The 24,967-nt window shown below is 43.1% G+C and carries 20 protein-coding genes; 8 read left to right on the top strand and 12 right to left on the bottom strand.

Features of this window, described 5'->3' with window-relative positions:
* Nucleotides 1-4: 4 nt before the first annotated feature.
* The 9 genes from NLF92_RS10850 to bioA all read right to left on the bottom strand — a co-directional run bounded on the left by NLF92_RS10850 (nucleotide 5) and on the right by bioA (nucleotide 14,094).
* Nucleotides 5-874: a CheR family methyltransferase gene (locus NLF92_RS10850; protein ID WP_254101779.1), complete on the bottom strand. Its 870-nt coding sequence runs from the start codon at nucleotides 872-874 to the stop codon at nucleotides 5-7.
* Nucleotides 867-1,514, bottom strand: a complete 648-nt coding sequence (locus NLF92_RS10845) for a HEAT repeat domain-containing protein (protein WP_254101777.1) — start codon at nucleotides 1,512-1,514, stop codon at nucleotides 867-869. Before NLF92_RS10845 ends, NLF92_RS10850 begins: the two co-directional genes overlap by 8 nt.
* A gap of 9 nt (nucleotides 1,515-1,523) precedes the next feature.
* Nucleotides 1,524-2,603: a chemotaxis-specific protein-glutamate methyltransferase CheB gene (gene cheB / locus NLF92_RS10840; protein WP_254101775.1), complete on the bottom strand. Its 1,080-nt coding sequence runs from the start codon at nucleotides 2,601-2,603 to the stop codon at nucleotides 1,524-1,526.
* A 2-nt stretch (nucleotides 2,604-2,605) separates the two neighbouring features.
* Nucleotides 2,606-4,150, bottom strand: coding sequence for a chemotaxis protein CheW (locus NLF92_RS10835; protein ID WP_254101773.1), 1,545 nt, complete (start codon nucleotides 4,148-4,150; stop codon nucleotides 2,606-2,608).
* 26 nt (nucleotides 4,151-4,176) lie between these two features.
* Complete coding sequence (locus tag NLF92_RS10830; RefSeq protein WP_254101771.1) at nucleotides 4,177-6,096, bottom strand: methyl-accepting chemotaxis protein; 1,920 nt, start codon at nucleotides 6,094-6,096, stop codon at nucleotides 4,177-4,179.
* Nucleotides 6,097-6,526: 430 nt separating this feature from the next.
* Nucleotides 6,527-9,736, bottom strand: coding sequence for an efflux RND transporter permease subunit (locus NLF92_RS10825; RefSeq protein WP_254101769.1), 3,210 nt, complete (start codon nucleotides 9,734-9,736; stop codon nucleotides 6,527-6,529).
* 12 nt (nucleotides 9,737-9,748) lie between these two features.
* A complete protein-coding gene (locus NLF92_RS10820; protein ID WP_254101766.1) occupies nucleotides 9,749-10,918 on the bottom strand; it encodes an efflux RND transporter periplasmic adaptor subunit in 1,170 nt (389 codons plus the stop codon).
* Nucleotides 10,919-11,298: 380 nt separating this feature from the next.
* Nucleotides 11,299-12,696 (bottom strand): asparagine--tRNA ligase, encoded by a 1,398-nt coding sequence (asnS, locus tag NLF92_RS10815; RefSeq protein ID WP_254101764.1) that lies wholly within the window; start codon nucleotides 12,694-12,696, stop codon nucleotides 11,299-11,301.
* Nucleotides 12,697-12,828: 132 nt separating this feature from the next.
* Nucleotides 12,829-14,094, bottom strand: coding sequence for an adenosylmethionine--8-amino-7-oxononanoate transaminase (bioA, locus tag NLF92_RS10810; RefSeq protein ID WP_254101762.1), 1,266 nt, complete (start codon nucleotides 14,092-14,094; stop codon nucleotides 12,829-12,831).
* A gap of 126 nt (nucleotides 14,095-14,220) precedes the next feature.
* Between bioA and bioB the strand changes: the two genes are divergently transcribed.
* The 4 genes from bioB to bioD are packed head-to-tail and all read left to right on the top strand — an operon-like array spanning nucleotide 14,221 to nucleotide 18,197.
* Entirely contained in the window at nucleotides 14,221-15,339 is a 1,119-nt protein-coding gene (gene bioB, locus NLF92_RS10805) for a biotin synthase BioB (protein ID WP_254101760.1), read from the top strand.
* Between the two features lie 21 nt (nucleotides 15,340-15,360).
* On the top strand, nucleotides 15,361-16,554 hold the full coding sequence (locus NLF92_RS10800; protein WP_254101758.1) for an aminotransferase class I/II-fold pyridoxal phosphate-dependent enzyme: 1,194 nt from the start codon (nucleotides 15,361-15,363) through the stop codon (nucleotides 16,552-16,554).
* A gap of 1 nt (nucleotide 16,555) precedes the next feature.
* Nucleotides 16,556-17,434, top strand: a complete 879-nt coding sequence (locus NLF92_RS10795; RefSeq protein WP_254101756.1) for a methyltransferase domain-containing protein — start codon at nucleotides 16,556-16,558, stop codon at nucleotides 17,432-17,434.
* 25 nt (nucleotides 17,435-17,459) lie between these two features.
* Nucleotides 17,460-18,197, top strand: a complete 738-nt coding sequence (bioD, locus tag NLF92_RS10790) for a dethiobiotin synthase (RefSeq protein ID WP_254101754.1) — start codon at nucleotides 17,460-17,462, stop codon at nucleotides 18,195-18,197.
* Nucleotides 18,198-18,212: 15 nt separating this feature from the next.
* On the opposite strand, the gene pepE is transcribed toward bioD, so the two are convergent.
* Nucleotides 18,213-18,914, bottom strand: a complete 702-nt coding sequence (gene pepE, locus NLF92_RS10785) for a dipeptidase PepE (protein ID WP_254101752.1) — start codon at nucleotides 18,912-18,914, stop codon at nucleotides 18,213-18,215.
* Between the two features lie 64 nt (nucleotides 18,915-18,978).
* Here pepE and NLF92_RS10780 point away from each other — a divergent pair, with 64 nt between their 5' ends.
* The 4 genes from NLF92_RS10780 (at nucleotide 18,979) to NLF92_RS10765 (ending at nucleotide 22,731) form a co-directional block, all read left to right on the top strand.
* Entirely contained in the window at nucleotides 18,979-19,494 is a 516-nt protein-coding gene (locus NLF92_RS10780) for a low molecular weight protein-tyrosine-phosphatase (RefSeq protein WP_254101750.1), read from the top strand.
* A 64-nt stretch (nucleotides 19,495-19,558) separates the two neighbouring features.
* On the top strand, nucleotides 19,559-20,452 hold the full coding sequence (locus NLF92_RS10775) for a FecCD family ABC transporter permease (RefSeq protein ID WP_254101748.1): 894 nt from the start codon (nucleotides 19,559-19,561) through the stop codon (nucleotides 20,450-20,452).
* Entirely contained in the window at nucleotides 20,453-21,283 is an 831-nt protein-coding gene (locus tag NLF92_RS10770) for an ATP-binding cassette domain-containing protein (RefSeq protein WP_254101746.1), read from the top strand.
* Between the two features lie 104 nt (nucleotides 21,284-21,387).
* Complete coding sequence (locus NLF92_RS10765; RefSeq protein WP_254101744.1) at nucleotides 21,388-22,731, top strand: class II 3-deoxy-7-phosphoheptulonate synthase; 1,344 nt, start codon at nucleotides 21,388-21,390, stop codon at nucleotides 22,729-22,731.
* Nucleotides 22,732-22,815: 84 nt separating this feature from the next.
* On the opposite strand, the gene NLF92_RS10760 is transcribed toward NLF92_RS10765, so the two are convergent.
* Nucleotides 22,816-23,058 carry a DUF3820 family protein gene (locus NLF92_RS10760; protein ID WP_254101742.1) on the bottom strand — a complete coding sequence of 81 codons (243 nt, stop codon included), beginning with the start codon at nucleotides 23,056-23,058 and terminating at the stop codon, nucleotides 22,816-22,818.
* Nucleotides 23,059-23,060: 2 nt separating this feature from the next.
* On the bottom strand, nucleotides 23,061-24,854 hold the full coding sequence (locus NLF92_RS10755) for an ABCB family ABC transporter ATP-binding protein/permease (protein ID WP_254101803.1): 1,794 nt from the start codon (nucleotides 24,852-24,854) through the stop codon (nucleotides 23,061-23,063).
* Between the last annotated feature and the right edge of the window lie 113 nt (nucleotides 24,855-24,967).

Here is a 24,967-nt window from a genome sequence, read left to right as displayed (position 1 = left end):
TCCATCATGCCGGCTTTTGGTAAACCATCGCTTTGGGAAATTTTCTTACTTTGTACAGTGATGAGATTCTACTCATCGACTCCGAATGCCCCAAAAACACAAATCCGTTGGGTAATAAGGCATCATAAAATACATCTGCCGCATTGCGCCGAGAAGCATCGTCAAAGTAGATCAATAAATTACGGCAAAACACGACATCAAAACCGCGATATGCTCGGGTCTGAGTCGGTTGTGCTAAGTTTACTTGGGTAAATTTAACGGCTTCGCGTAAATCAATAGAGATTTGGTATTTCCCAACACCAATCTGAGTGAAGTATTTCTTTAATACTCGCGCCGGTAAGCCACTTACTGAGCGCTCGTTATAAATACCTTGTGCGCACTTATCGAGTACATTGCTATCAATATCTGAAGAGACAATCTCTACCTCAAAGTTATCGAGCTGTGGCCATTTTTCTAGCAGGTATAGACCAATTGAATAGGGCTCTTCACCTGTACTTGAAGGAATAGACCATATGCGAATAGTATCTCCTGGACGTTTGCTAGCTGCGATCTCGTTCATGACATTTTCGACTAGACACTCAAATTGATACTCTTCTCGATAAAAGTACGTCTCATTGACGGTCATTGCATTAATCAAGGCCTGTTGTTCATGGCCGCTAGCTTGAAAACGCATAAACGAAAAGTATTGACGAAAAGACTCAGTTTCGGTCGCGGTAATTCGGTCAATTAATCGCTTATCAACGAAATAGCGTTTCGAATTTTCGAATTTAATACCCGTTTTACGATAAAAAAAGTCTCTAAACTTTTCAAAGTCGCTATCTGTAATGACCAGCTTATCAGCAACAGCTGACTTCTGATCCAGTTCACTAAGCATAAGTATCTTCCTTGATTCTTTCGATAGCGGTATTCACGGCAAATTGAATATAGTCGTGCTGTGCAAAACGCTGAGCAACTCTCTCTAATGTTGGTAAGATAGAGCTGTCACCAATTTCGACGATGCGATCAACTGCTGTGGCAACGACATTCACATGGGTTTCGTCTAATAAAACAGACTTCAACCACTCAGGTGCATTTTGGTGGACAAGCTGCTGTAAAATATCAATCGCAAAGATACGTACGTCAGAGTCTGGATGGTTTAACAAACTCAATATATGCGTTTCTAGTGCATTGGGCATAGATTGTAAGACTTCTATAGCATTGTTGCGAACAGATGCATCCTCGCTACTTAAAAAGCGAATCAGTCCATTGACACATTCATGTGTCGGATGTTTTTGTAAACTGGTAAAAATAGCATCTAATACCGGAACAACCGTTTCTGTTTCTAACGTTTCTAATAAAATCGGCACGCCCTCAGGATGATTACCGAGGTCACGAGCAGCCCAACGACGTTCACTTGGTTCAAGACTAAGAATTTGAAATTTTAATTGAGTAAAATCTCGTGGGACTTCTCGATTTTCATTTTCAACATTTTCGTCCGGTAATGCTATATTGGTACTGGTTTTCCGTAACCCCATGATCTTCCCTTATTTTTTCATTGACCAATTGCGTAACGTTTTCGCAATTTCGGTGTTGGGTAGCACTTTATCGGCTCCCCCTAATTGCACAAGTTCTCTTGGCATACCATAGACAACCGCAGTGGATTCGGCTTCTGCGATGGTTTTGGCTCCTGCTTGGTTGAGTGCCGCCATGGTTTTCGCTCCATCATTACCCATGCCTGTAAGCTGCACACAAATGATCTGAGATGCGGGCAATAGTTCTTGTGCAGATGCTGCTAATTTTTCTACACTTGGATGCCACAAATAATTTGGATCGGCTGGTATATTGGTTAACATAAGTCGACCAGCGCGACGGATAATCTTGATATCCGCATCACCACGAGCTATGTAAACATTACCAGCTTGTAAATCACATGGTTTACTCACTTCCAAGACGTTCAAATCACATTCTTTGTTTAAGCGCTCAGCAAATACCTGCGTAAAGCGTGAGGGCATATGTTGTGCAACCACAATGGGGATCGGGAAATCGGCAGGAAGTTCAGATAATACTGTCTGCAAAGTCCCCGGTCCGCCTGTTGATACCCCGACAACGACAACTTTGTAAGCTGACTCTGCAGAGATATTAACGATGTTATCTTTCATAACTTTAGGTGTCGCAATCGATTTTTCACGTTGGACGCGTAAACGATTGCGTAAACCTAATTTGTTACCCATGCGAACCCGGCAAGCTGCTTTTACTTTTTCGATTAAGTCGAGTTCGATATCTCGAATATTTATCGATACAGTACCGCCGGGTTTGGCTACATAATCAACGGCACCTAGTTCAAGTGCTTCAAATGTTGCCATAGCGCCTTTCTCGGTTAATGATGAAACCATCACAACCGGAGTAGGGCGCTTTTGCATGATTAAACTCAGACAGGTAATGCCATCCATTACGGGCATATTAATGTCTAACGTAATTGCATCGGGTTCAAATGAAACTGTTTTTTCAACACCTTCTTCGCCGTTTCTTGCTGTTTCTACGGTATAACCTTGACCCTCTAAAATACTGCGTATATGTTTACGCATGAGTGCGGAGTCTTCGATAATAAGAACCTTTTTGCTCATATTTATGCAGCCTCTTCCAATAAGTTTTCTATTTCGTCTTCACTCAATAAAGCCGGCACGTTCAATACCTGAATCATGCGTTTTTCTTCTTTGAGGTTAACCACATTACCCATGACCTTACTTTGGTCATCAGATAAGTGCGGTGATTGCTCAATTTGGCTTTGTGGAATACGGATGACTTGCGCCACTGAATCAACAATAAATCCAGTGCGATTATTGTTCACGTTCATCACGATAATACGTTGACGGTCACTTCCTTCACATTTTGCAATGTTAAAACGTGTACGCATATCAATGACTGGCATGACAGTACCGCGAAGATTCACCATACCTTCGATAAACTCAGGTGTTTTAGGTACACGGTCAAGTTTCTCTGGGATACGAGTAATCTCTTGGACGTCGTCAATGGTGACGGCAAATTCTTGATTGTTTAGATGAAAGACGACCAATTGGGCAATATCATCATCTGAAGTCTGATTTTGAAGGTCATTATCCACATCATTCTCCTGTTGTTCATTGGCTTTTTCCAACGCTTGTCTGATTTCACTTTGATTAAACAGCGCACAAGCAGATAGCACTGAAACTAAGCGTTTACCGTCTTCTAGGCGGCACACATGCTCAATCTCACCATTGTTATCTTGCTGTAAAATACTCGGTACTTCATCTTTGACGTTTGAATTAACGCGTAATACTTCGCGCACTTGGTCTACGACTAAACCCACAAATGATTTGGGGGCATTGGGTTGTTTAATACTGACGACTAAGATGCGAGTATTATCATTGACTTCTGTTTCGTTCAGTGCAAACAAACGACGCAGGTCAACCAAAGGAAGTAGGCGATTGCGCAACTCAATCAATCCTAAGATATGTTGTGCTGTTTTCGGTACCGCTGATACACGTTCTGGCATGCGCACGATTTCTTCAACATCCATGAGATCAAATGCATACTCTTGGTTGTCTAACAAAAAACTCACCAGTTGGTTATCATCATCTTGCTCATCTTCATTAAATTCATGCATTGCATGTACATTGCTAGATTGACTAGTAGCACGCGCTAAGACTTGTTTAAAATCATGATTAATGATTTGTGCAACATTTAATAACTGGGTCATTGCACGACCACTGTGTTCTTTGATAACACCATCTAACAAAGCCGTATCAACCGAACCTGTCACATGCGAATTCTTATCAATCAGTGATTCGTCTGCTTGCATGACTTGGAGTACTTTATCGACAATTAAGCCAACAGGAGTACCAATATCTGTGACGATAACACGCTGTGCTTCTGATGCTTCAGCCGCAGGCAAACCCAAAATCGTCCGCAGATCTAAAATAGGCAACACAGCACCACGGAGGTTAGCTAGTCCCACTAACGCACTTGGCGTTAATGGCACATCTACCGTGTTCGGTATGCGAATAATTTCACGTACCGATTGCATCGTAAAACCGAAGGCTTCATCACCTACAGCAAACGTAACGTATTGACTATTTACTTCGTCATCCACTACATCTGTGTTTGTATCTTCCACTATTTGTATATTACTCATATACAAACCTCCTTGTTTTACAGGGCTTATGCTGATTGTAATTCGTCTGCAATAGAGGCGATTTCTTCAATAGCCGCTGCTAATTCTTCAGCACTTGATGCTTGTTGACGTGACGCTGTTGCTGCTTCTTGACTGTTGCTTGATGCTTGTTCATTAGCTGCAGCAATTTGTTCCATACCACGTTTAGCTTGTGTTACAGCTGTCACAACTTCTTGTGCTGCTTCACGGATCTCGTTGTTACCTGAGACCAACGCAACAGTTTCAGATTCCACTTTCACAAGGCTTTCCGTAGTCGCCGTTGCTTTGCGTGCTTCTGTTTCAGCCATGTTAGCTACATCTGATAAGTCATTGCGTACTAATAGCGCTTGGTCTTGGATAGACTTAACAAGATCTTTAATTTGCTCAACATTCTCAGCTGCATCATCTGCTAAATTTTGGATATCATCGGACACAACTGCGAAACCTTTGCCATATTCACCAGCTCGAGCCGCTTCAACCGCGCCATTGACGGCTAACATTGCTGTTTTGATTGCGACGGTACCAATCGCTTCTGATACTTTGTCAATTTGACGAGCCACACTGACTACTTCATCAATAGCATTTAAATTTTTGCGACCTACTTCAACGGATTCAGAAATACCGGCAATCATCTCATCTACACCTGTTTTGTTTGCTGCAAGATTAGCTTGTAACTTTTGACCTAGTTCAACGGCTTTTGATGCACGACTTTCGGCAACATTTACACCTTGTTCGATTTGGGTAATACCAGAAACTGCTTGCTCAACCGCGGTTGATGCTTGTTCTGCACCTAGCGAAATTTGATCAATCGCAGTCATAATTTCTGTCGCAGAGCGGTTGATTTCTTCAACACTTGCCGATAATTCTTCTGCAGTCGCAGCCACTTCTTCTGAAGACTTAGCAATATCGGTACTGTTTTTAAGCTCATCCGTAAGAAGCTCTAAACCTTGTGATGCTTCTTCCGCACCGTTTAGTGCAATTTCTTGTTGCTCCAAACTTTTCATGACCTGCTCAACAGCAGCAGATTGTTCTTCAGCCGCCGCAGCAATTGCTTCAGAACCTTTTTGTGCATCACCAGCAGCAACGTTCATTTGGTTCGCAGCAACGCCTAACTCTTTGGCTCCGTCATAGATTTCTTCCATGTCGGTTTTCATACCTTCAAGTTGTTTAGAAATATCACGGCCTTTTGCCGCTTCTTCTAAAGCGGCTTGAGCAGATGTTTTAACAGAGTCTGTTAACGTCTTGGCTCTTGCTTGGATTTGTTCAATTTGCTGGGCAATATTCGTAGCATTGCGCTCTGATGATTCCGCTAAGGTGCGCACAGTATCAGCTACCACGGCAAAACCTTTACCATGCTTACCAGCACGGCCAGCTTCAATTGCTGCATTTAATGCAAGTAAGTTGGTTTGGTCAGCGATACGCATGACTTGTTTAACCGCTTCATTGATGCGGTCAGCTTGTTCACTCAACGAGTTAACCATCGAGATAGAGGCGCTTTGACGTTCTGACGCGGTACTAACGTTTTCCACAAGTGCATTGATGTCAGAACTAACCGTTCCCACCATATCTTGTAATTCCAGAGTTTTGTTCGTAGAAAGTTCTGCAATTTCACCCTGGCGCGCGATACGGCCAGAGATTTGAGTCATCGCTGCCAAACTTTCTTGACTAGCGCCACTTGATTGTTCGGCACCAGTTGCAATTTCGTTCGTAGCGGTTGCAAGTTGGTCTCGAGCGGTTGAAGCTTCGGTAATTCCACTTGCCAGCTGTACGGCTGCAGATGCAATTTTTTCAGCAGCTTGTTGCTGCTTAGCTAACGTTCTAGCGCGACGTCGATGCTCTTCGGCTTCGCGTTTAGCACGGGCATCATTTTTTGATGACAATGCTGTGATGTTGTCCTGTTCACTTGGTGCGTTCTTCTTTAAAGCCATGATCCGATCTCCTTGAAATGGCGGTGCACATCGAAAATAACGTACTTGCTGTTAAGTTTGTCCTTAGTGTTATCCCCAATGTGAAAATACATTTGTGGGCAAGTATTTATGTATCGGAACGCTTTTGTGGAAAATTAAATGAAAGGTGTGTAGTTTTTTTTTCATACCGTTGTCCCCTTTGTGATATCAAGGGTGTAGGAAAAAGCGGATTGGCAGTATATATATATTTTGTATCACCAATTTTTATTGTTTAGTAATGGAAAAATTAATGACGTTATTGCGATGATATGTCTGCTAAGAGGATGCGCTTAGCAGAATGAAAGGGAACAACAACTCATAAAAAAGTCCCCCTAGGCTCCAGCTGTAAACTAGGGGGACTGTTGCTGTTGTGCTTTTATGCTTTTTGCAAAGCTTTCACTTTGTCTGCTATTTATGAGTTTTGAGTAATGGCTCGTTTCTTATTCATTAGTCCTGAGACAAATTTTGTCGTAACTGAGAAGGGGACTTTTAGATCCAACAATATCAGATACAAACAAGGTACCAAGACTAACGTGACGAGTGTGGCATACAAAACAGCAAAACCTAGAGCGACTGCCATTGGAATGACAAATGAGGCCTGTAAACTCGTTTCAAACATGATGGGTAGGACACCAGCAAAAGTGGTAATCGATGTTAGTGTGATAGCTCTGAAACGTGCACAACCGGCCTCAACAACTGCATCTTTGATGGCATAGCCTTGTTGTATGCGCTGATTGATAAAGTCGGTCATGACCAGCGAGTCGTTGATCACAACCCCAGCGGCCGCAATAAGCCCAAACGTTGACATCATGGATAAATCAATACCTAGGAAGAAGTGTCCCCATATCGCCCCAGTTAAACTAAATGGAATAACTGACATGATGATAAGTGGCTGGCCGTAACTTTTTAATGGCACTGCCAACAAGATAAAGACCATCAGCATACCTGCAATAAAGAACATAATCTGTTCGTTTTGCTGCGCTTGTTGTTCTTCAATCGTACCACCTAATTGCGTTCTCACATCAGGGAAGCGCTCTTTCATTTTTGGCATTAACTCGTCTTTGATTTGTTCAATGACAGTGTTTGGTTCGACAGCTTCTTCATCAATTGCCCCCCAAACATATACACTGCGATACCCACCTTCGCGACGGATATAGGAAATACCTGGCTCTTCGGATAGCGTCACAACATCCCCTAGTAAAACTTCATCACCGCTAGGCGTTTGGATTGTAGTGTATTTTAAGTCAGAAAAGCGCTCACGGGTTAATTTGGGGTAACGCACCATGACCTTTACTTCTTCGCCATTGCGAATAAACCGTTGTGCTTCACCGCCATAGAAACTGGCACCTACTTGACGTGCTATGGTTGATAAATTGAGTCCCAACGAATCCGCGACAGGTAATAATTCCATGCGGATTTCTTTGCTCGCTGGGTCGATGGTTGAGCTGACATCAAACAAGCCATCTGTTTGTTGTAATAGCGAGATTAGGTAACGACCCGCTGCATTTAATGTTTCTAAGTCGCTGCCAAATATGGCATAACCAAACTCACCGTTGTCGCCACCACCGTTAACATCATCTTGGATGGTGATAGATTTCATACCGGCAATTTCTGGCATTCTCTCGCGCCATTTACGCGCCAGTTCAAAGGTATCGAAGTGACGTAGTTCTTCATCCACCAAAGGAATCACGATCCGCGCATTCGTGCGACCTTGATTAAATGCCAAGATGTCACGGATCATACCTGAACCATATTCATCAATCGTTTCTTGTTCTACATCCAAGATGACTTTTTCAACTGTTTTGAGCGCAGTGATGGTGGCCATATCAGATACCGCCTCACTCATTTCTATACGTACAGAAGGGAAGTCATGTGGGACTTTTGGGTTGGGTACGGTGCGCACATAATCAGCTTGGATCAGACCAATACTGAGCATTAGCATTGCTATAAATGTTGCAAATACCGCCCAACGCCATTCTGTACAACGTGCGATAAAACGCTTGTATTTGCCGTTAACGAAACCGAAGAAAGCTTTGTTAAAACGATCACGCCAGCTATTTTCCTTGATCGGCGTCATTTTGATATGGGCAATATGGGACGGTAAAATCAGTTTTGATTCAACCAAACTAAAAGCCAAACACAGAATAACGACCATCGCAATATTAAAGAAAAATGCACCTTCTGGACCACTAGATAGGGTAAATGGTGCAAAGACCGCAATCGTCGTTAAAACACCAAAAGTAGCTGGTGTGGCAACTCGTTTTGCCCCTCGGATAACGTTATTGACACTCATTCCTTTTTGTTCGACTTCGGTGTAGGCCGCCTCCCCAATCACAATGGCATCGTCGACCACGATCCCTAGTACCATGATGAATGCAAATAAGGACATGATATTAATGGTCACACCAAAAACAGGCATCATCATAATTGCCCCAAGGAAGCTCACAAAAAGTCCCACCACGACCCATGCCGCTAAACGGAAGCGTAAAAACAAGGTAAGCATCAATGCGACCAATACGGCACCTTGTGCTAAATTACTCAGCATCATGTTCAGGCGAGCGTTCAAATAATAGGTCATATCAACCAAAATTTTTATTTGTAGGCCATCGGGTAAGGTTTGGTTTTTTTGTTCGATATACGCTTTAACGGATTCAGCAACGGGCACAGTATCTTGTGTTTTAGTTGCTTTTACATTCATGAAAATAGCGTTTTGCCCAGAATATTTGAAATAACGTTCGCCTTCGGTAAATCCGTCTTTTATGTTAGCGACTTCTTTAAGTAAAACACGTGCACCACCGGCACCGATAATCACTGGAATATTCCGAAATTCTTCACCATCGTAATACTGATTTTCAACACGCACAGCAATCGTACCGGAATCGGTTCTAAGCTGACCGGCAGAGTAGTTTGCTGAGTAGCGTCGGATCGCACTGGAGATATCACTGATGGTTAAATTGTATTGTTTTAACGTTTCAGGACGTACCTCAATAGCGATTTCATCACCAGGTGCTTGTTGATTTGCTAGCGAGACATTATTGAGTTGCAGTAACTCGTTTTCGATTTGTTGTGCAATCGGTTTGAGTTGTTCTAATGGCACATCACCCACTAAAGACATTTCTATGACGTCTTGTTGAAACTCCGCTTGGGTGACTTGGATAGGTTCCATATCAGCAGGGAAGGTACCGATAGAATCGACACGTTGTTTGACTTTATCTAAGGTTTCTTGGATATCGGCATCTGCATGTAAACGCAAAGAAATACGTCCACCGTTGCGAAAAGAACGAGAAATACTTTGTTTGATTTCAGTAATATCTTTGATGTTTTCTTCAATTTTCACCAAGATACTTTCTTCAATTTCTCTGGGTGCAGCACCAGGATAAGACGCTTGGATGTTGATAAAATTAATTTCAATATTGGGAAACATTTGGCGTTGGATAGTCAAGGCGCTGACAATACCCATAGCAATAATGAAAAACATCATTAAGTTCGCAGCGACAGGGTTACGTGCAAAATAGGCAATAATCCCAGTTTCTTGTTTTTCAGCTATATTTTGCGCTGCTGAGTTGGATAATAACTCGGCATCATTTGAGTTAACCGAATTAGGATTTGTTGGTTCAGTCATACTGGGCAATCCTTACTCTGATTCGTTCGCAATGACATCAATGTCATCTTTAATTAATTTTACTTCCATACCGTTTTGCGGGTACTCAGGTAGGCTTGTGACAATGCGGTCGGTTGGTAAAATCCCCTCATTGACCAAGAAAAATTTACCTTCTTCACGGATGACTGAAACAGGTCTTGAGCGCATTTTATTTTCATCATCTAGCGTCCAAATGATGCGGCGGTTAATCAACGCTTGAGGGATCTTATACACGTTTTGTAAAGTAATACCCGTAAATTGGACGTCGACATACTCCCCAAATTTCACTTCAGGTCCTGCGGTATTCATACTGTATGGGTCATTAATTTCTACCACGATATGGGACATGCGTGTCCGTTGGTCGACGACCCCTAAGTCACGTGTGATAGTACCCTGACGCGTAACAGGCGTTTGACCACTCGTTTTAATAGTGGCGCGTAACCCCGCTATTTCTTCAGGTAAAAACGGTGTATCAAAACCCGCAATAGGGATGATCACCTCGGCCGTTTCGATGTTGTTTATCATCCCAATTTTGACCCCCCGGTTCACGAACTGGCCTACACCGATGTCACGAGACACTATTAATGCATCATAAGGGGCTTTCACAGTCGTATCACGTAAGTTCTTTTGAGCGATCTTTAGACTAGATTGGGCTGATTTAAGATTCGCTTCAGCCGATAACAGTTGCGGTTTACGTAAATACAAGTCACTGACTTTGTTTTTAGGTAAGTTTTTTGCTTCTCGAGCGGCAACGTCTGCTCTAGCTTGCTCTTCGATAAGGGCTGCTTGAGCGCGAGCGAGTTCCGATTCTGCTTGTAATACCGCAGCTTCGTAGTTATCTGCTTCAATGGTAAATAAAATGTCACCACGTTGCACGACACCACCAGCAACAAATGCTGGATGTATACTGGTGACTTCACCAGTTACCTGAGCGGAAAGGGCAGTTGCTTCTTTGGGAGCTATTTCACCATTGGTGCTGATCACAACAGGGTGATTTAATGTTGTTACTGTTTGCACACTGACAGTGGGGCGTGTATCTACCTTATCCTTTTCTTTTTCTTCTTCTGCGGTTGCTTTGATACCAATCATTCCGGCAACACCAAAACCAAAAATGAGGACGGTCGCGAGTAATTTATAGCGCTTTTTTTGCATTTTTTCTTGCATGATAGAAACCCTTTCAATATGCACTGGATAATAAAACAAAATACTTTGTGCAAAGTAAACTTTTTGATGATGTGATCATAACTGACCTATAGGCAAGAAACAGTGACGAAATGTAACGAGTTGTAATCGACGTAACAAAGTACCTAAGATAGGGCTGAAAACATAAGAAAAGATATATATTTTCAAGGGTTTAGTGAGTTTAAGTGGGTTTTGACGTGTTACATCTTTTTTGCTCGACATAGCTGTCCAGTGACGGCTGAATAGGTGGGTGTTGTACGAATAAAAAAAGTCCGATAACAAATGAATGAAATCGGACTTTCCAATGACTTATTTGGGCACTGCGTAATGCTTTATCAGCCCCAAACTACAATATTTAACGACTAGTAATTCGCATTACCCGGTGTTCTTGGGAATGGAATAACATCACGAACGTTTTGCATACCTGTAACATAAGCAACTAAACGCTCAAAACCTAAGCCAAAACCAGAGTGAGGAACCGTACCGTAACGACGTAAATCGCGATACCAAGAGTAATCTTCTTTATCTAGTCCCATCTCAGCAAGACGTGCATCAAATACATCTAAGCGTTCTTCACGTTGTGAACCACCAATGATTTCACCAATACCTGGTGCCAATACATCCATAGCGGCAACAGTTTTGCCATCATCATTGATACGCATGTAAAAAGCTTTGATATCTTTGGGATAATTTTGCATGATAATCGGTGCGCCAACGTGCTCTTCAGCCAAATAACGCTCATGCTCTGAAGATAAATCCACTCCCCATTCGACCGGGAATTCAAACTTCTTACCCGATTTTTGTAAGATCTCGATAGCATCTGTGTAATCCATGCGAACAAACTCAGAATCCACAACTTGTTCTAGTCGAGTAATAGCGTCTTTGTTAATACGCTGGGCAAAGAAAGCCATATCATCAGCACGTTCTTCTAGCACTGCTTTGAAAACGTATTTCAACAAATCTTCTGCCAATTGCGCAACCGTTGCTAGATCAGCAAATGCCACTTCTGGCTCAATCATCCAAAATTCTGCAAGGTGGCGCGAAGTGTTTGAATTTTCTGCGCGGAAAGTCGGACCAAACGTATAAACCTTAGACATTGCTGTACAGTATGTTTCAACGTTCAACTGACCAGATACCGTCAAATAGGTTTCCTTACCGAAAAAGTCTTGGCTGTAATCCACTTGACCTTTGTCATCCATTGGTAGGTTCATCATGTCCAAAGTCGATACTTGGAACATTTCACCTGCGCCTTCCGTATCACTAGCTGTGAGGATAGGGGTTGAGATCCAATAATAACCACGCTCGTGAAAGAAGCGGTGCACGGCTTGGGATAAGCAGTTACGAACACGCGTGACGGCACCAATAACATTTGTACGTGGACGTAAATGGGCGTGTTCACGCAAAAATTCTATTGAGTGACGCTTTGCTGCCATAGGGTAAGTATCAGGGTTTTCGACCAAACCCACAACCACCACACTAGTCGCTTCAATTTCAATTGCTTGGCCTTGACCTTCAGAGGCTTTTACTGTGCCAGTAACAGCAACAGAACAACCCGCGGTGAGAGACGTAATTTCAGAATAATTTTCTAGCGTATTTAATGCGATGACTTGAACAGGATCAAAACAACTACCATCGTGAACTGCAACAAATGATAAACCTGCTTTTGAATCACGACGGGTTCTCACCCAACCTTTGATTTCAACTGTGTCTCCAATAGCAAATGCGCCTTTTAACACATCAACAATCGCGGCATGCGCCATAAAAAATTCTCCAATAATTAGATATGCGCTGAATTATACGCATTTTCAAAGGGATAAACCAAGTAAAAAGCCATGATTTACACGAATTAGTCAGGTCAAATAAGGATTATTCTAACCAGCGACTCCGACGGGTTATTTCAGTGCCGTGTAAATCGCGTTGGCGAGTTGTTTTATATGGTGTTCTTTACTGATAAAGGGTGGCATGACATACACTAATTTACCAAACGGACGGATCCACACACCGGCTTGAACAAAATGTGCCTGAATTTTCGCCACATCCACCGGTGTCTTGGTTTCGACGACACCAATCGCGCCTAACACTCTGACATCGGCAACTGCGCTTAACTCTGCGCATGGAGCTAGGTAATGGTTGAGCCAGCGTTCGATATTTGGGACTTGAGTCTGCCAATCACCTTGTTCGATGAGCGATAAACTCGCTGAGGCTACTGCGCAAGCTAGAGGGTTGCCCATGTAGGTTGGCCCATGCATGAAGACGCCAGGTGCACCTTGGCACACACCTAATGCCACATCTTCAGTACAAATCGTGGTAGCCATTGTCATATAACCACCTGTGAGCGCTTTGCCCAAGCACATGATATCGGGTGTGATTTGTGCATGGTCACAACCAAATAGTTTTCCGGTACGCCCAAATCCAGTCGCGATTTCATCAACAATCAATAATACATCGTACTCATCACATAACTGTCTGGCCCGACGTAAAAACTCAGGATGGTACATACGCATCCCACCAGCGCCCTGGACGATAGGCTCCAAGATTAATGCAGCAAGCTCATGTTGGTGTTTCTCCAAGAGTTCTTGCAAAGGCAATATGTCATCTTCATTCCACGTTTGTCCGAAGCGTGTTTGCGGTGCGGGGGCAAAAACTTGTTCTGCTAAGACATTTTTAAATAACGAATGCATGCCATTGATAGGATCACAAACTGACATCGCGGCAAAGGTATCACCGTGATAACCGTTGCGCGGAGATAAAATTTTATGTTTATTGGGCTGTCCCTGACAGGCAAAGTATTGCAAGGCCATTTTGATCGCCACTTCGACTGACACCGAACCGGAGTCGGCCAAAAACACGCGATTCAGTCCTGCAGGGACCATGTTTAATAGTTGTTTGGTCAACGTAATTGCAGGTTGGTGAGTAATCCCACCAAACATGACGTGAGCAAAATCATCGAGCTGTTGTTTTGCGGCATTGTTCAATACGGGATGATTATACCCATGAATAGCCGCCCACCACGATGACATCCCATCGACTAATACTTCACCAGTCGCTAACGTTAATTCAACACCAGCTGCTCCGGTCACTTCATAACAAGGCAACGGTTCAGTTGCTGATGTGTAGGGGTGCCAGATATGACGTTTGTCGAATTCAATGTTATTCACAGGCAGTATTTCCAATAATTTGCTTGAATTTTAATCAATAGTTAACTGTGCGCACTGGTCAGGGTTGACAACTCAGGTGCTAGGCATAGACTAAGCTACATATTTTGACCTGTAAAGATGATTTTAATGAGTACGACAACTGTAGCTAATCCAACGACTTCTCCTTCTGTAGCCCCATTATCGGGAGCTGTACCAAGTGAATCTCATTCTGGAGTGCGTCACAATTGGACACTAGCAGAAGTAAATGCTTTATTTGCTTTGCCATTTAATGACTTATTATTTCAAGCACAGACGGTGCATCGTACACATTTTGACCCAAATCATGTGCAAGTCAGTACCTTGTTATCGATTAAAACGGGTGCGTGCCCTGAGGATTGTAAGTATTGTCCGCAAAGTGCTCGTTATGATACCGGTCTAGAAAAAGAACGTTTATTAGAAATCGAAAAAGTTATCCAACGAGCCAAAGAAGCCAAAGCTGCTGGTTCGACGCGATTTTGTATGGGGGCCGCATGGCGCAACCCACGTGACCGAGATATGCCTTATGTGATCAATATGGTCAAGGAAGTGAAATCTCTTGGCTTAGAAACCTGTATGACACTAGGTATGTTGTCTTCTGATCAAGCATTGGCTCTCAAGCAGGCAGGGTTAGATTATTACAATCATAACCTAGATACTTCGCCAGAGTTTTATGGGGACATCATTACGACACGGACTTACCAAGACCGCCTAGATACTTTACAAAATGTTCGAGATGCAGGTATGCATGTCTGTTCAGGTGGGATAGTCGGTATGGGTGAAACAGGAGATGATCGCTCTGGTCTACTCATTGCTTTGGCCAATTTGGAAAAACATCCAGAAAGTGTTCCTATCAACATGCTGGTAAAAGTGGAAGGGACACCTTTAGATAAAGTAGAAGATTTAGATAGTTTTGAATTTATCCGCACCATCGCGGTAGCACGGATTATGATGCCACAGTCATATGTGCGTTTATCAGCCGGACGTGAGGCAATGAACGAACAAATGCAAGCTTTGTGTTTCATGGCTGGTGCCAACTCGATATTTTATGGTTGTAAACTACTGACAACATCTAACCCTGATACCCATGAAGATGTCATGTTGTTCAAGAAGCTGGGGATTAATCGCGAACAAACCAAGTCATTTTCTGATGAAGCCTATGAGGCTGTTCTTCATGATGAGATCGCAGCTCAGAAAAATGCGGATTTGTTTTACGATGCTAGTAAATAACGCGCGATTATAGGTAAGCTCATGTCCTTTGGCTCTCGTTTCCAAGAACGCTTAACAGCGCAAAAAGAACAACATTTGTTGCGTGAGCATACCTTAATTTCAGAAGATTATGACGGTGTTATCCAAGTCAATGGGCAGCACTATCTGAATTTTGCGAGCAATGATTACTTAGGCTTACGACAAAATCAAAATGTCTTGCAAAGTTTTGTTGAAGGGCTAGCAAAATATGGTGCGGGTTCAGGTTCGGCGTCCTTAGTGACAGGGCATACCCAAGCACACGCAGAGTTGAGTGATACCCTAGCTACAGCGTTAAATCGAGATGCGGTGTTATTATTTTCGTCTGGTTTTGCGGCAAATCAAGCTATATGCCACGCTTTACTCCAAAAAAATGATGCCGTAGTGTGCGACAAATTAATGCATGCTTCGTTTATCGAAGGCGCCCTAACGAGTCCTGCGACATTAACACGTTTTCGTCATAACGATATGTCACACGCTGAGTCAACCATCCTCAAAGCACAACAAAAACACCATTCTTCAGGGGAATTACTCCTGGCGTCTGAGGGGGTTTTTAGTATGGATGGAGACCAAGCATATTTACCTGAATTAGTGGCTTTGAGTAAGCAGTATTCAGCTTATTTACTCATCGATGACGCCCATGGTTTTGGTGTCCTTGGTGAACAGGGTTTAGGTTCTGTAGAGGTTCATCAACTCAGCCAAACGGATTGTCCAGTACTTATGGGGACATTTGGTAAAGCGGTCGGGACCTCAGGTGCTTTTGTGGCTGGCTCTCAAGATTTTATTGATTATTTAAAGAACTCTGCGCGTCATTATATCTATTCTACGGCAATGTCAGCGGCTAATGCTTGTGCGACACTAGAAAGTTTGCGTTGTATTGTAGCAGGTGCAGAAAGACAGCGTCTGCAAGCAAACATCCACCAGTTCAAAACGGCAGCTAGTAGCAAAGGTTTAACATTAATGGCATCGGATACCGCCATTCAGCCTTTGTTGATTGGTGATCCCGCTTTAGCATTGCAAGCATCTGCATACATGAAAAAATTAGGTCTGTGGGTGACTGCGATTCGGACACCTACAGTACCTCCAGGGACAGATCGTTTACGGATCACGTTAAGTGCGTTGCACCAAGCCAAAGATATTGAAGCTTTGGTCGATGGTTTGGCGCTCATGCGTGATACTTTGCTAGTAAACGAGGCATAATGTGAGCCCTCTACACGCCTCTAACAAAGCCAAAGTCGCTGAACAGTTTTCCAAATATGCGACCCAATACAACGACATTGCTATGGTGCAACAACAGATTGCCCAATATTCATTGTCTGAAATGGCAAAAATGGGTACTTTGCCACAAAGTCATATGTGGTTAGATTTGGGGTGTGGTACAGGTAACAACGTCACAGCATTAGCGCAGCATACTAGAACGCCTGTTATCGGGCTCGATCTTGCAGCGGGAATGCTGACTACAGCACAACGACACAATGTCACTCAGCCATTTGTTCAGGCTGATTTTGAGAGCTTGCCATTACACAATTCCAGTATTGATGTGGTGTTTTCTTCCATGGCTCTCCAATGGTCGAGTTCTCCCAATGTTGTGGCACAAGAGATTGAAAGAATCTTAGCACCTGGCGGACACGCTTTTTTAAATGTAATGGTATCGCCTAGTTTTATGCAGTTGCGAAAAGCGTTCAGTGCTATCGGACATGCTGAATCCGTTAACGACTTTGCTGAGCCAGCACTCTGGACAAATGCGTTTTCAGAACAGGTATTAGTCACAGCGAAAAGCAAAACCTTTACTGCTGAATTTACTGATTTTAAAACTATGATGCAAAGTATTAAACGAGTTGGCGCCGGTGTGGTTCAAGCCAATCATGATTTAGCTAAGCGTGAACGTCATAATAGTACTCTTCTTAAAAATACCCTGCATCAAAGTACCCTATATCAAAGTACTAGCAAAGAGAAGTCACATCCTCAAGCGATGACCAAATCCCAATACCAAACATTAGTCGCGTTTTTTTCAGGTTGCTTTGAGCTGAACTATCATGTTTTGTTTTTGCATTTACACAAACCCATCCAAGCAGATTAAATTTTATTAAAAGGTTTTATAGACTATGCCAACACGTTCTTTTTTTATTACAGGGACTGACACCGATGTGGGTAAAACGATTATCACATGTGGTTTGATGGCCGCCTTTAAACAAGCCGGTTATTCGGTATTGGGGCATAAACCGATTGCGGCGGGTTGTACTACTGTTATTGAACAGGGGAAGGCGAGTTTACGCAACGAAGATGCCGAAGCGATGCAAGCGTTAGCGAGCCTCGATGTTCCTTATGCACAGGTCAATCCTATTGCCTTTACGCCGGCCATTGCTCCGCATATAGCAGCCGAACAAGCTCACCAACATATTGATACCCAAGTCTTGGATGAAAATTATACATTGTTACAAACGCATCCAGCGGATGTGTTATTGGTCGAGGGAGCCGGTGGCTGGCTGTTGCCAATTAGCCAAACTCAGACACTTGCACCATGGGTCGCACAACATAAGCTTCCAGTAATCATGGTGGTCGCGATGCGTTTAGGTTGTCTTAATCATGCGTTATTGACCGCGCAGGCTATCAAATCAGCAGGATGTGAGTTGGTGGGTTGGGTCGCAAATTCTTTTTGTGAGCAACCTTTTGTTGCTGAGAATATAGCCACCTTAGAAACGATGATTAACGCACCGTTACTCGGCATTGTACCGAGTGTTTCGGAAAGTCAGGATACGCAAGACTCTCCCCAGCAAAAGACGCAAAAACAAGCTGAGCAAGTCGCTCAATATCTTGATATTACGCCCTTGCTGAATCATTAAAAACGTTGAGTTGAGTTAAGATATAGATAAACAGTATGTTAGGTCGGCCCCAGCAGGGATCTGAGTTTTCTTACCGTTGAGCATTTGTATGCCATCGTTGACAGGAGCCAATGTGAGTGTGTCACCTTGTCTAATCAGCGCTCCGCCTTCACGGATCCCAATAACCGGAATATCGGGGTTCAGTGCTGAAAACTCACTGAGTCTTTCATCTCTGGTTTCCCCATGAAACCCCTCTGGGTGCTCATCGGTGTAGTGTGGATTTAATTGGCATGGAACAAAGCCAAGTGCGGTAAATGAAGGAGGTTCGATGATTGGCATGTCATTGGTCGTACGAATACTACTGCCACAAATATTAGAGCCTGCGCTCCAACCAATATACGGAGTGTGTTTGGCGACTGCTGCTTGAATAGCGGGTATGAGATCTTGGGTTTGTAATTGGTACAACAAATGAAAAGTGTTGCCACCGCCGACTAATATCGATTGAGCCTCGCTGATGGCCTTAATGGGATCTGCATATTGATGGATCCCAGTGATCGTATATTCAGGTAAAGCGTCTTGGACTTTTTGCGTGTATGCATCATATGTCATGGTGATACCTGCAAAAGGGATAAATAAACAGGATGTTACTTCACCCAAGTGTGCTTGAATCATTTCCCGACAAGGTGCAAGATATTCTGAATTATTGGCTTTGGAACTACTGAGCATTAAAATTTGCATAGTTTTTACTATCTGTTGTCGATAAGAAACGATAGTATAAACAAAAATAAAGACGTTGAATAATATGAAAATTCTATTTGTATGCCTGGGTAATATATGTCGTTCCCCGACTGCCGAAGCAGTGTTTCGGCAGCAGGTCGCAACTGCAGGGATCACCAATATTTCGGTAGACTCAGCTGGCACGGCAGGCTATCACGTTGGAGCTCGTCCTGACAAACGCTCTATGGCCGTTGCTGTCGAACGAGGCTATGATTTCACGGGCATTGCCTGTCGTAAAGTCAGCAAAAGCGATTTTGTGTTGTTTGATTTAATTATCCCGATGGATAAAGATAATGAAAGACAACTCCTTAAACACTGCCCTGAACAATATCGTCATAAAATTCAGTTGATGATGTCTTTTGCAGAGCTAGACGTTGATGAAGTCCCCGATCCTTATTACGGTGGAGCAAAAGGTTTTAGTTTAGTCTTGGACTTTATAGAAGAAGCCAGTCGAGGCCTGCTGAATAAACTTCAGAACGAGGCTGTAGATACAGGTTCTGCGGATATAAAATCAGAACAAGATGTCACACGTACAGTATAAATTTCCCCAAACTTATTTAGTGTTGCTGTGCTGCAGTTTGGTGTTGATCAATCTGCTACATCCTGTGTGGTCTTTCGAACCAGCTATCGCTTGGCAAGTATTTTGGCACTTACAAGTCCCCCAAGTGTTAACCGCCTTGATAGTCGGGAGTGCGCTCTCTGCAAGTGCTGCGATATTGCAAGTTTTACTGCGCAACCCTTTAGCTGATCCAGGTATGATAGGCATCAGTAGTGGAGCTAGCTTAATGGCCGCTGTGTTACTACTTAGCTCTTTGTCCCAGTGGAGTTATGTAACCTATTTGTTGCCGTTTGCGTGTTTTACAGGCGCATTGGGTTCGACATGGCTGATGTTTCATTTGGCTCGGAAACTCGCTTTCACACCAGTGGCCGTTATTCTTGCGGGTATTGCACTATCAACGATAAGTAGCGCTATTGTTGCTTGGTTATATCTTTACGCGTCTCCAAACCAACTGCGTGATTTAACATTTTGGCTAATGGGCAGTCTCCAACATACCGATATCTGGTTGCTTCTGGTAGCCGGCGTTATTTTAGTGCCTTGTGCGCTGGTGTTACGTGGCTTATTACCTCAGTTAAACCGTCTATACCTCGGTCCGCAACAAGCATCTTTACTCGGTGTGAACGTACGTCAAACCACCCAAGTAGCCCTGTTGGTCTGTGCGGTGATGGTTGGACTCAGTGTGGCTATAGCCGGAGCAATCGCATTTATTGGTTTGTTAGTGCCGCATATAGTGCGTCAGTTAATCGGCCATGATAACCGTAAAGTTGTGCCTGTTGCTGCTTTGGTCGGTGGGATTTTGTTGTTGTGTATTGTGACGTTTAATACGTTTTCAGGTGCTATTGCACTTCCCGTATCCTTACTCACTGCGACAATCGGTGGTCCATTTTTTATTTATATTTTGTTTCATCGACAGCACCATCTAGCGGGAGTGAGACAGTAAATGCTCGTGCACTCTCTACATGTCACTTTACAAGCTTGTGCTGCTGAGCCGCGCTATCACTTTCCCGAACTTACGCTATCTGGTGGTAAGTTCATTCATATCCTTGGACCTAATGGCGCTGGCAAATCTACTTTTTTGTCATTACTCGCTGGTATGCTAGCGCCACAAAGCGTGGCGTTGTGTCGTACCTATTTAGCCTCCAAAGATGGTGTGCTTAGCGATAATCGCTGCCAAGTTAAACTCTCAGAGGGATCTGCCCCCTCAGTCACGCAACCTAAGCCTCAGACAAACGAAGTTATAACACCTAATGACACCGTATGGCATGCTCATAGAGGGTATTACTCGGCACAGTACGAGCCGAGCTTTGCGCTCAAAGTCGCCGACATTATGCAGTTTTTTGTTTTAGAAGCCACTGAAACAGCCGTTTCAGACGGTTTAGCTCCTGAAATCGAAAAGGTGTTTGCGATTCGCCAATTTTGGGATAGGCAGATTACGGAACTTTCTACCGGACAACAAAACCGAGTTCATTTGGCACGTGTTTGCCAGCAAATTTATCCTGCTTTGCAACGTGGAGAGGGGATGCTCTTACTTGATGAGGCGTTCACTGGTTTGGATATTTACTACCAACAACAATTAATGCAGCTCCTGCGACGCTGGGTGGGTTTAGGAAATATCATAGTGCATGCTCATCATGAGCTGCATAGCTTACCAAAGTACACTAATGATGAAGCAATCATCATCACCGATGGTAAACTGGTCCATCAGGGGCAAATTGGGGTTTTGGATTGGTCAAACATTCACCAAACTATATTCCATGTTGATACAATATAAATAAAATATATAAGCATTATACTGATTTACTAATGAGGCCTACGCAGTGCTGTGCTAGCATTAGTACTAATTGACATTCATTTCTAAATTTAAAGGATATCTCAGTGAGCCAATGGAGCATTGACAGCTGGCGTAATAAGCCAATTCTACAACAACCGACTTACCCAAATCAGGCTGAACTTGAGTCTGTAGAAAAACAACTAGCAACGAATCCACCATTGGTTTTTGCTGCTGAAACCAGAGATTTACGTGCTCAGTTGGCAAACGTATCACAAGGGAAGGGGTTCTTGCTACAAGGTGGTGACTGCGCGGAATCCTTTGCTGAATTTAATGCACCAAAGATTAGAGATACCTTTAAAGTTATGCTACAAATGGCGATTGTCATGACGTATTCAGGTCGTTGTCCAGTCACCAAAGTGGCACGTATGGCAGGCCAATACGCCAAACCACGCTCGGGGGATATGGAAACCATTGATGGTGTGTCATTGCCAAGTTATCGTGGGGATATTATCAATAGCTTTGAGTTTACTGAAGCTGCGCGTGTGCCAGATCCAAAAAGAATGCTCCACGCTTATAATAATTCTGCCGCGACACTGAATCTTTTGCGTGCTTTTGCCCAAGGTGGTTTAGCAGATCTCAAAGAAGTGAATCGTTGGAATATGGGCTTTCTTGAAGGCAACCCTTTGGCTGCTCGTTACGAAAATCTATGTAATCAGATTCAAAATGCTTTGGAATTTATGGATGTCATTGGCATTAACAAAACCACACATTCGACATTACATGAAACATCATTATTTACGTCTCATGAAGCATTGCTTCTAAATTATGAGCAAGCATTAACTCGTATTGATACATTGACTGGTAAGCCTTATAACTGTTCGGCGCACATGTTGTGGATTGGTGAGCGTACTCGCCAGTTAGATCATGCACACGTTGAATTCTTCAGTGGGATCCACAATCCTATCGGGGTGAAGATTGGCCCTAGCATGGATGGTGATGAGTTAATCCGTTTAATTGACGCCTTGAATCCGCACAATGATCATGGTCGTTTGACGCTCATTACGCGTATGGGCGCAGACACTCTTGCGGATAAATTACCCGCACTATTAAGACGTGTTAAAGCAGAAGGTCGTAATGTCGTATGGTCATCTGACCCTATGCATGGCAATACATTTAAAGCGTCAAGTGGCTTTAAGACACGCAACTTTGATGCAATCCTAAGCGAAATTCAGCAGTTTTTCACTGCTCACGAACAAGAGGGCACCCATGCCGGTGGTGTGCACTTAGAAATGACGGGACAGCATGTCACCGAGTGTACAGGTGGTGCTTATCAAATTTCTGACGATGACCTAGCTCAAGCCTACCAAACTCAGTGTGACCCTCGTTTGAATGCAGATCAAGTATTAGAAATGGCATTTTTAATTGCTGATCATATCAAACCTAAATAAGTTCTTGTTTATCTGCTTTTTGACACTGGGCCTGATACTTCAGACTCAGTGTCACAGCCTTGCCTTATTCACGTAAAAATCGCGCTACCGCAGCAGTGGTTTTAACATCCCCTCTAAACCATTTAATTTAATTTCATAAATCAATGCGAGTTGTTCCCCGAGTGTTCCTTTGGGAAAACCTTGTTTGTGAAACCACACCAAATACGGTTCGGGTAATTCTAATAAACGAAAGCCTGCATATTTGCCAAAAGGCATCGTAGTATTTATTGCCTTAATAAGTGCCTCTTGATGCGAGTCAGGTTTGTTCTGTGAGTGATTATTATCCATTGTTATTTATCGTGTTGGGTATTTTGTTGAGCCTGCCATAAGCCACTATAAACCTGATTAAGCATTAATAGTTCTGTATGGGTACCTTGTTCTGCAATCTGGCCATCTTTTAAAACGACGATGATGTCGGCATCTTTAATGGTTGATAAGCGATGCGCAATAACAATGCTGGTATGTTGTTGGGCTAGGGCGTTTAGCGCATTCAAGATCCCTTGTTCTGATGCACTATCTAATGAGGAAGTGGCTTCATCAAAAATCACAATCGGTGGATTTTTCAAAATAGTCCGAGCAATCGCAACGCGTTGTTTCTCCCCACCAGACAATTTTAAACCTCGTTCACCGACTTGGGTCGACAACCCATCTGGGAGTTTGGCAACAAACTGACTTAATTGGGCCATCTCAATCGCTTGGTCTAAGTCTGCAGGATCTGAAGTGACGTCACCGTATTGGATATTTGCAGCTAATGTATCATTAAACAAAACCGTATCTTGCGGGACCATGCCTATATGCTCACGCAGCGACAGCTGGGTCACTTGCTTAATGTCTTGTCCATCAATGCGAATACTGCCAACCTGTGGGTCATAAAAACGAAACAACAACTTGGCCATGGTAGATTTACCACTGCCACTGGGTCCAACAATGGCTACTTTGGCTCCAGCAGGAACCGTCAATGAGATATTTTGCAAAATAGGACGCTCACTGTCATAAGCAAATGACACGTTGGTAAACACAATTTCACCTTGAGGAACCCGTAACTGATGCGCAGAATCAATATCAGATATGCCTGATGGTGTTTTTAACAGTGTGAACAGATTTTCGATATTGGCTAATGCACCACGGATTTCTCGGTACACGAAGCCCAAAAAGTTAAGAGGCATGAATATCTGCATCGTAAATGCGTTGATTAATACAAAATCTCCGATCGTCATCGTACCGGCTTTAACTTCATAAGCGGCCAACACCATCATACTTGTCATCGCGCTAGCGATAATCAATGCTTGGCCACCATTTAAAGCAAATAAAGAGAGTCTATTTTGGCGCCGTGCTCCTTCCCACTTTGCTAAATTACTATCATATAAATTCGCTTCATAGGCTTCATTGTTAAAGTATTTAACGGTCTCATAATTTAATAAACTATCAATGGCTCGGGTATTTGTTCGGTTGTCTGCTTGATTCACTTCGCGCACAAACTGGGTGCGCCAATCAGTTGCTTTCATCGAGAACAAGATATACAAAACTACTGATACCAAAATGATACCCGCAAAGGTAAAACCATACTGGACAAATAAAATAACAACGACAAAACCAATCTCTAGTAATGTAGGACCGATATTAAAGACCATAAAACGCATCAAAAAACTGATGCCATTAGTGCCTCTGTCGATGTCACGTGAAAGACCACCGGTTTGGCGATTTAAATGAAAGGTTAAATCAAGTGCATGTAAGTGTTGAAACACCTCTAATCCTAAACGGCGCATAGCACGTTCGGTTACCCGACCAAATAATGTATCGCGTATTTCTCCTAAAATAACATTAAAAAAGCGCAGTGCTCCATATGCAACAACTAACGCCAAAGCGCTTAGTAGAAAGGGGGTTACCGTGTTCGGTTCGTTCAGACTATCTACAGAATATTTCAGGACAAAAGGCAATCCAACACTGGCAACTTTGGCTAGGATCAAACAGAGAATAGCGAGTGCGACCCGCTCTTTAAATTCACCTAAATAAGGGAGTAATTTATAAAATACAGACCAAGATACAGTTTGATTATCTTTGAGTTCAAAACGGCTGGAGCGCATAAATACCTGGGGAAATATTGTGTTTTGATAGTTTAGATGAAGCATTCGCTTTAACCAAGCGATTATCCACTGTATTTGCGCAAGTTTTTGTTCTATTCTTAAATACAATGATT

It is taken from the genome of Opacimonas viscosa (genome assembly GCF_024199005.1).
In the GTDB taxonomy this organism is placed as follows: Bacteria; Pseudomonadota; Gammaproteobacteria; order Enterobacterales; family Alteromonadaceae; genus Opacimonas; species Opacimonas viscosa.
This window is presented reverse-complemented; position numbering and strand designations above follow the sequence as displayed.

Coding starts and splice junctions, on each gene's coding strand:
- pepE (WP_254101752.1), bottom strand. CDS start 18,914: ATGCAAATTTTAATGCTCAGTAGTTCCAAAGCCAATAATTCAGAATAT.
- cheB (WP_254101775.1), bottom strand. CDS start 2,603: ATGAGCAAAAAGGTTCTTATTATCGAAGACTCCGCACTCATGCGTAAA.
- NLF92_RS10820 (WP_254101766.1), bottom strand. CDS start 10,918: ATGCAAGAAAAAATGCAAAAAAAGCGCTATAAATTACTCGCGACCGTC.
- NLF92_RS10845 (WP_254101777.1), bottom strand. CDS start 1,514: ATGGGGTTACGGAAAACCAGTACCAATATAGCATTACCGGACGAAAAT.
- NLF92_RS10760 (WP_254101742.1), bottom strand. CDS start 23,058: ATGGATAATAATCACTCACAGAACAAACCTGACTCGCATCAAGAGGCA.
- asnS (WP_254101764.1), bottom strand. CDS start 12,696: ATGGCGCATGCCGCGATTGTTGATGTGTTAAAAGGCGCATTTGCTATT.
- NLF92_RS10770 (WP_254101746.1), top strand. CDS start 20,453: ATGCTCGTGCACTCTCTACATGTCACTTTACAAGCTTGTGCTGCTGAG.
- NLF92_RS10835 (WP_254101773.1), bottom strand. CDS start 4,150: ATGAGTAATATACAAATAGTGGAAGATACAAACACAGATGTAGTGGAT.
- NLF92_RS10850 (WP_254101779.1), bottom strand. CDS start 874: ATGCTTAGTGAACTGGATCAGAAGTCAGCTGTTGCTGATAAGCTGGTC.
- NLF92_RS10755 (WP_254101803.1), bottom strand. CDS start 24,854: ATGCGCTCCAGCCGTTTTGAACTCAAAGATAATCAAACTGTATCTTGG.
- NLF92_RS10800 (WP_254101758.1), top strand. CDS start 15,361: ATGTCCTTTGGCTCTCGTTTCCAAGAACGCTTAACAGCGCAAAAAGAA.
- NLF92_RS10825 (WP_254101769.1), bottom strand. CDS start 9,736: ATGACTGAACCAACAAATCCTAATTCGGTTAACTCAAATGATGCCGAG.
- bioD (WP_254101754.1), top strand. CDS start 17,460: ATGCCAACACGTTCTTTTTTTATTACAGGGACTGACACCGATGTGGGT.
- NLF92_RS10780 (WP_254101750.1), top strand. CDS start 18,979: ATGAAAATTCTATTTGTATGCCTGGGTAATATATGTCGTTCCCCGACT.
- NLF92_RS10830 (WP_254101771.1), bottom strand. CDS start 6,096: ATGGCTTTAAAGAAGAACGCACCAAGTGAACAGGACAACATCACAGCA.
- bioB (WP_254101760.1), top strand. CDS start 14,221: ATGAGTACGACAACTGTAGCTAATCCAACGACTTCTCCTTCTGTAGCC.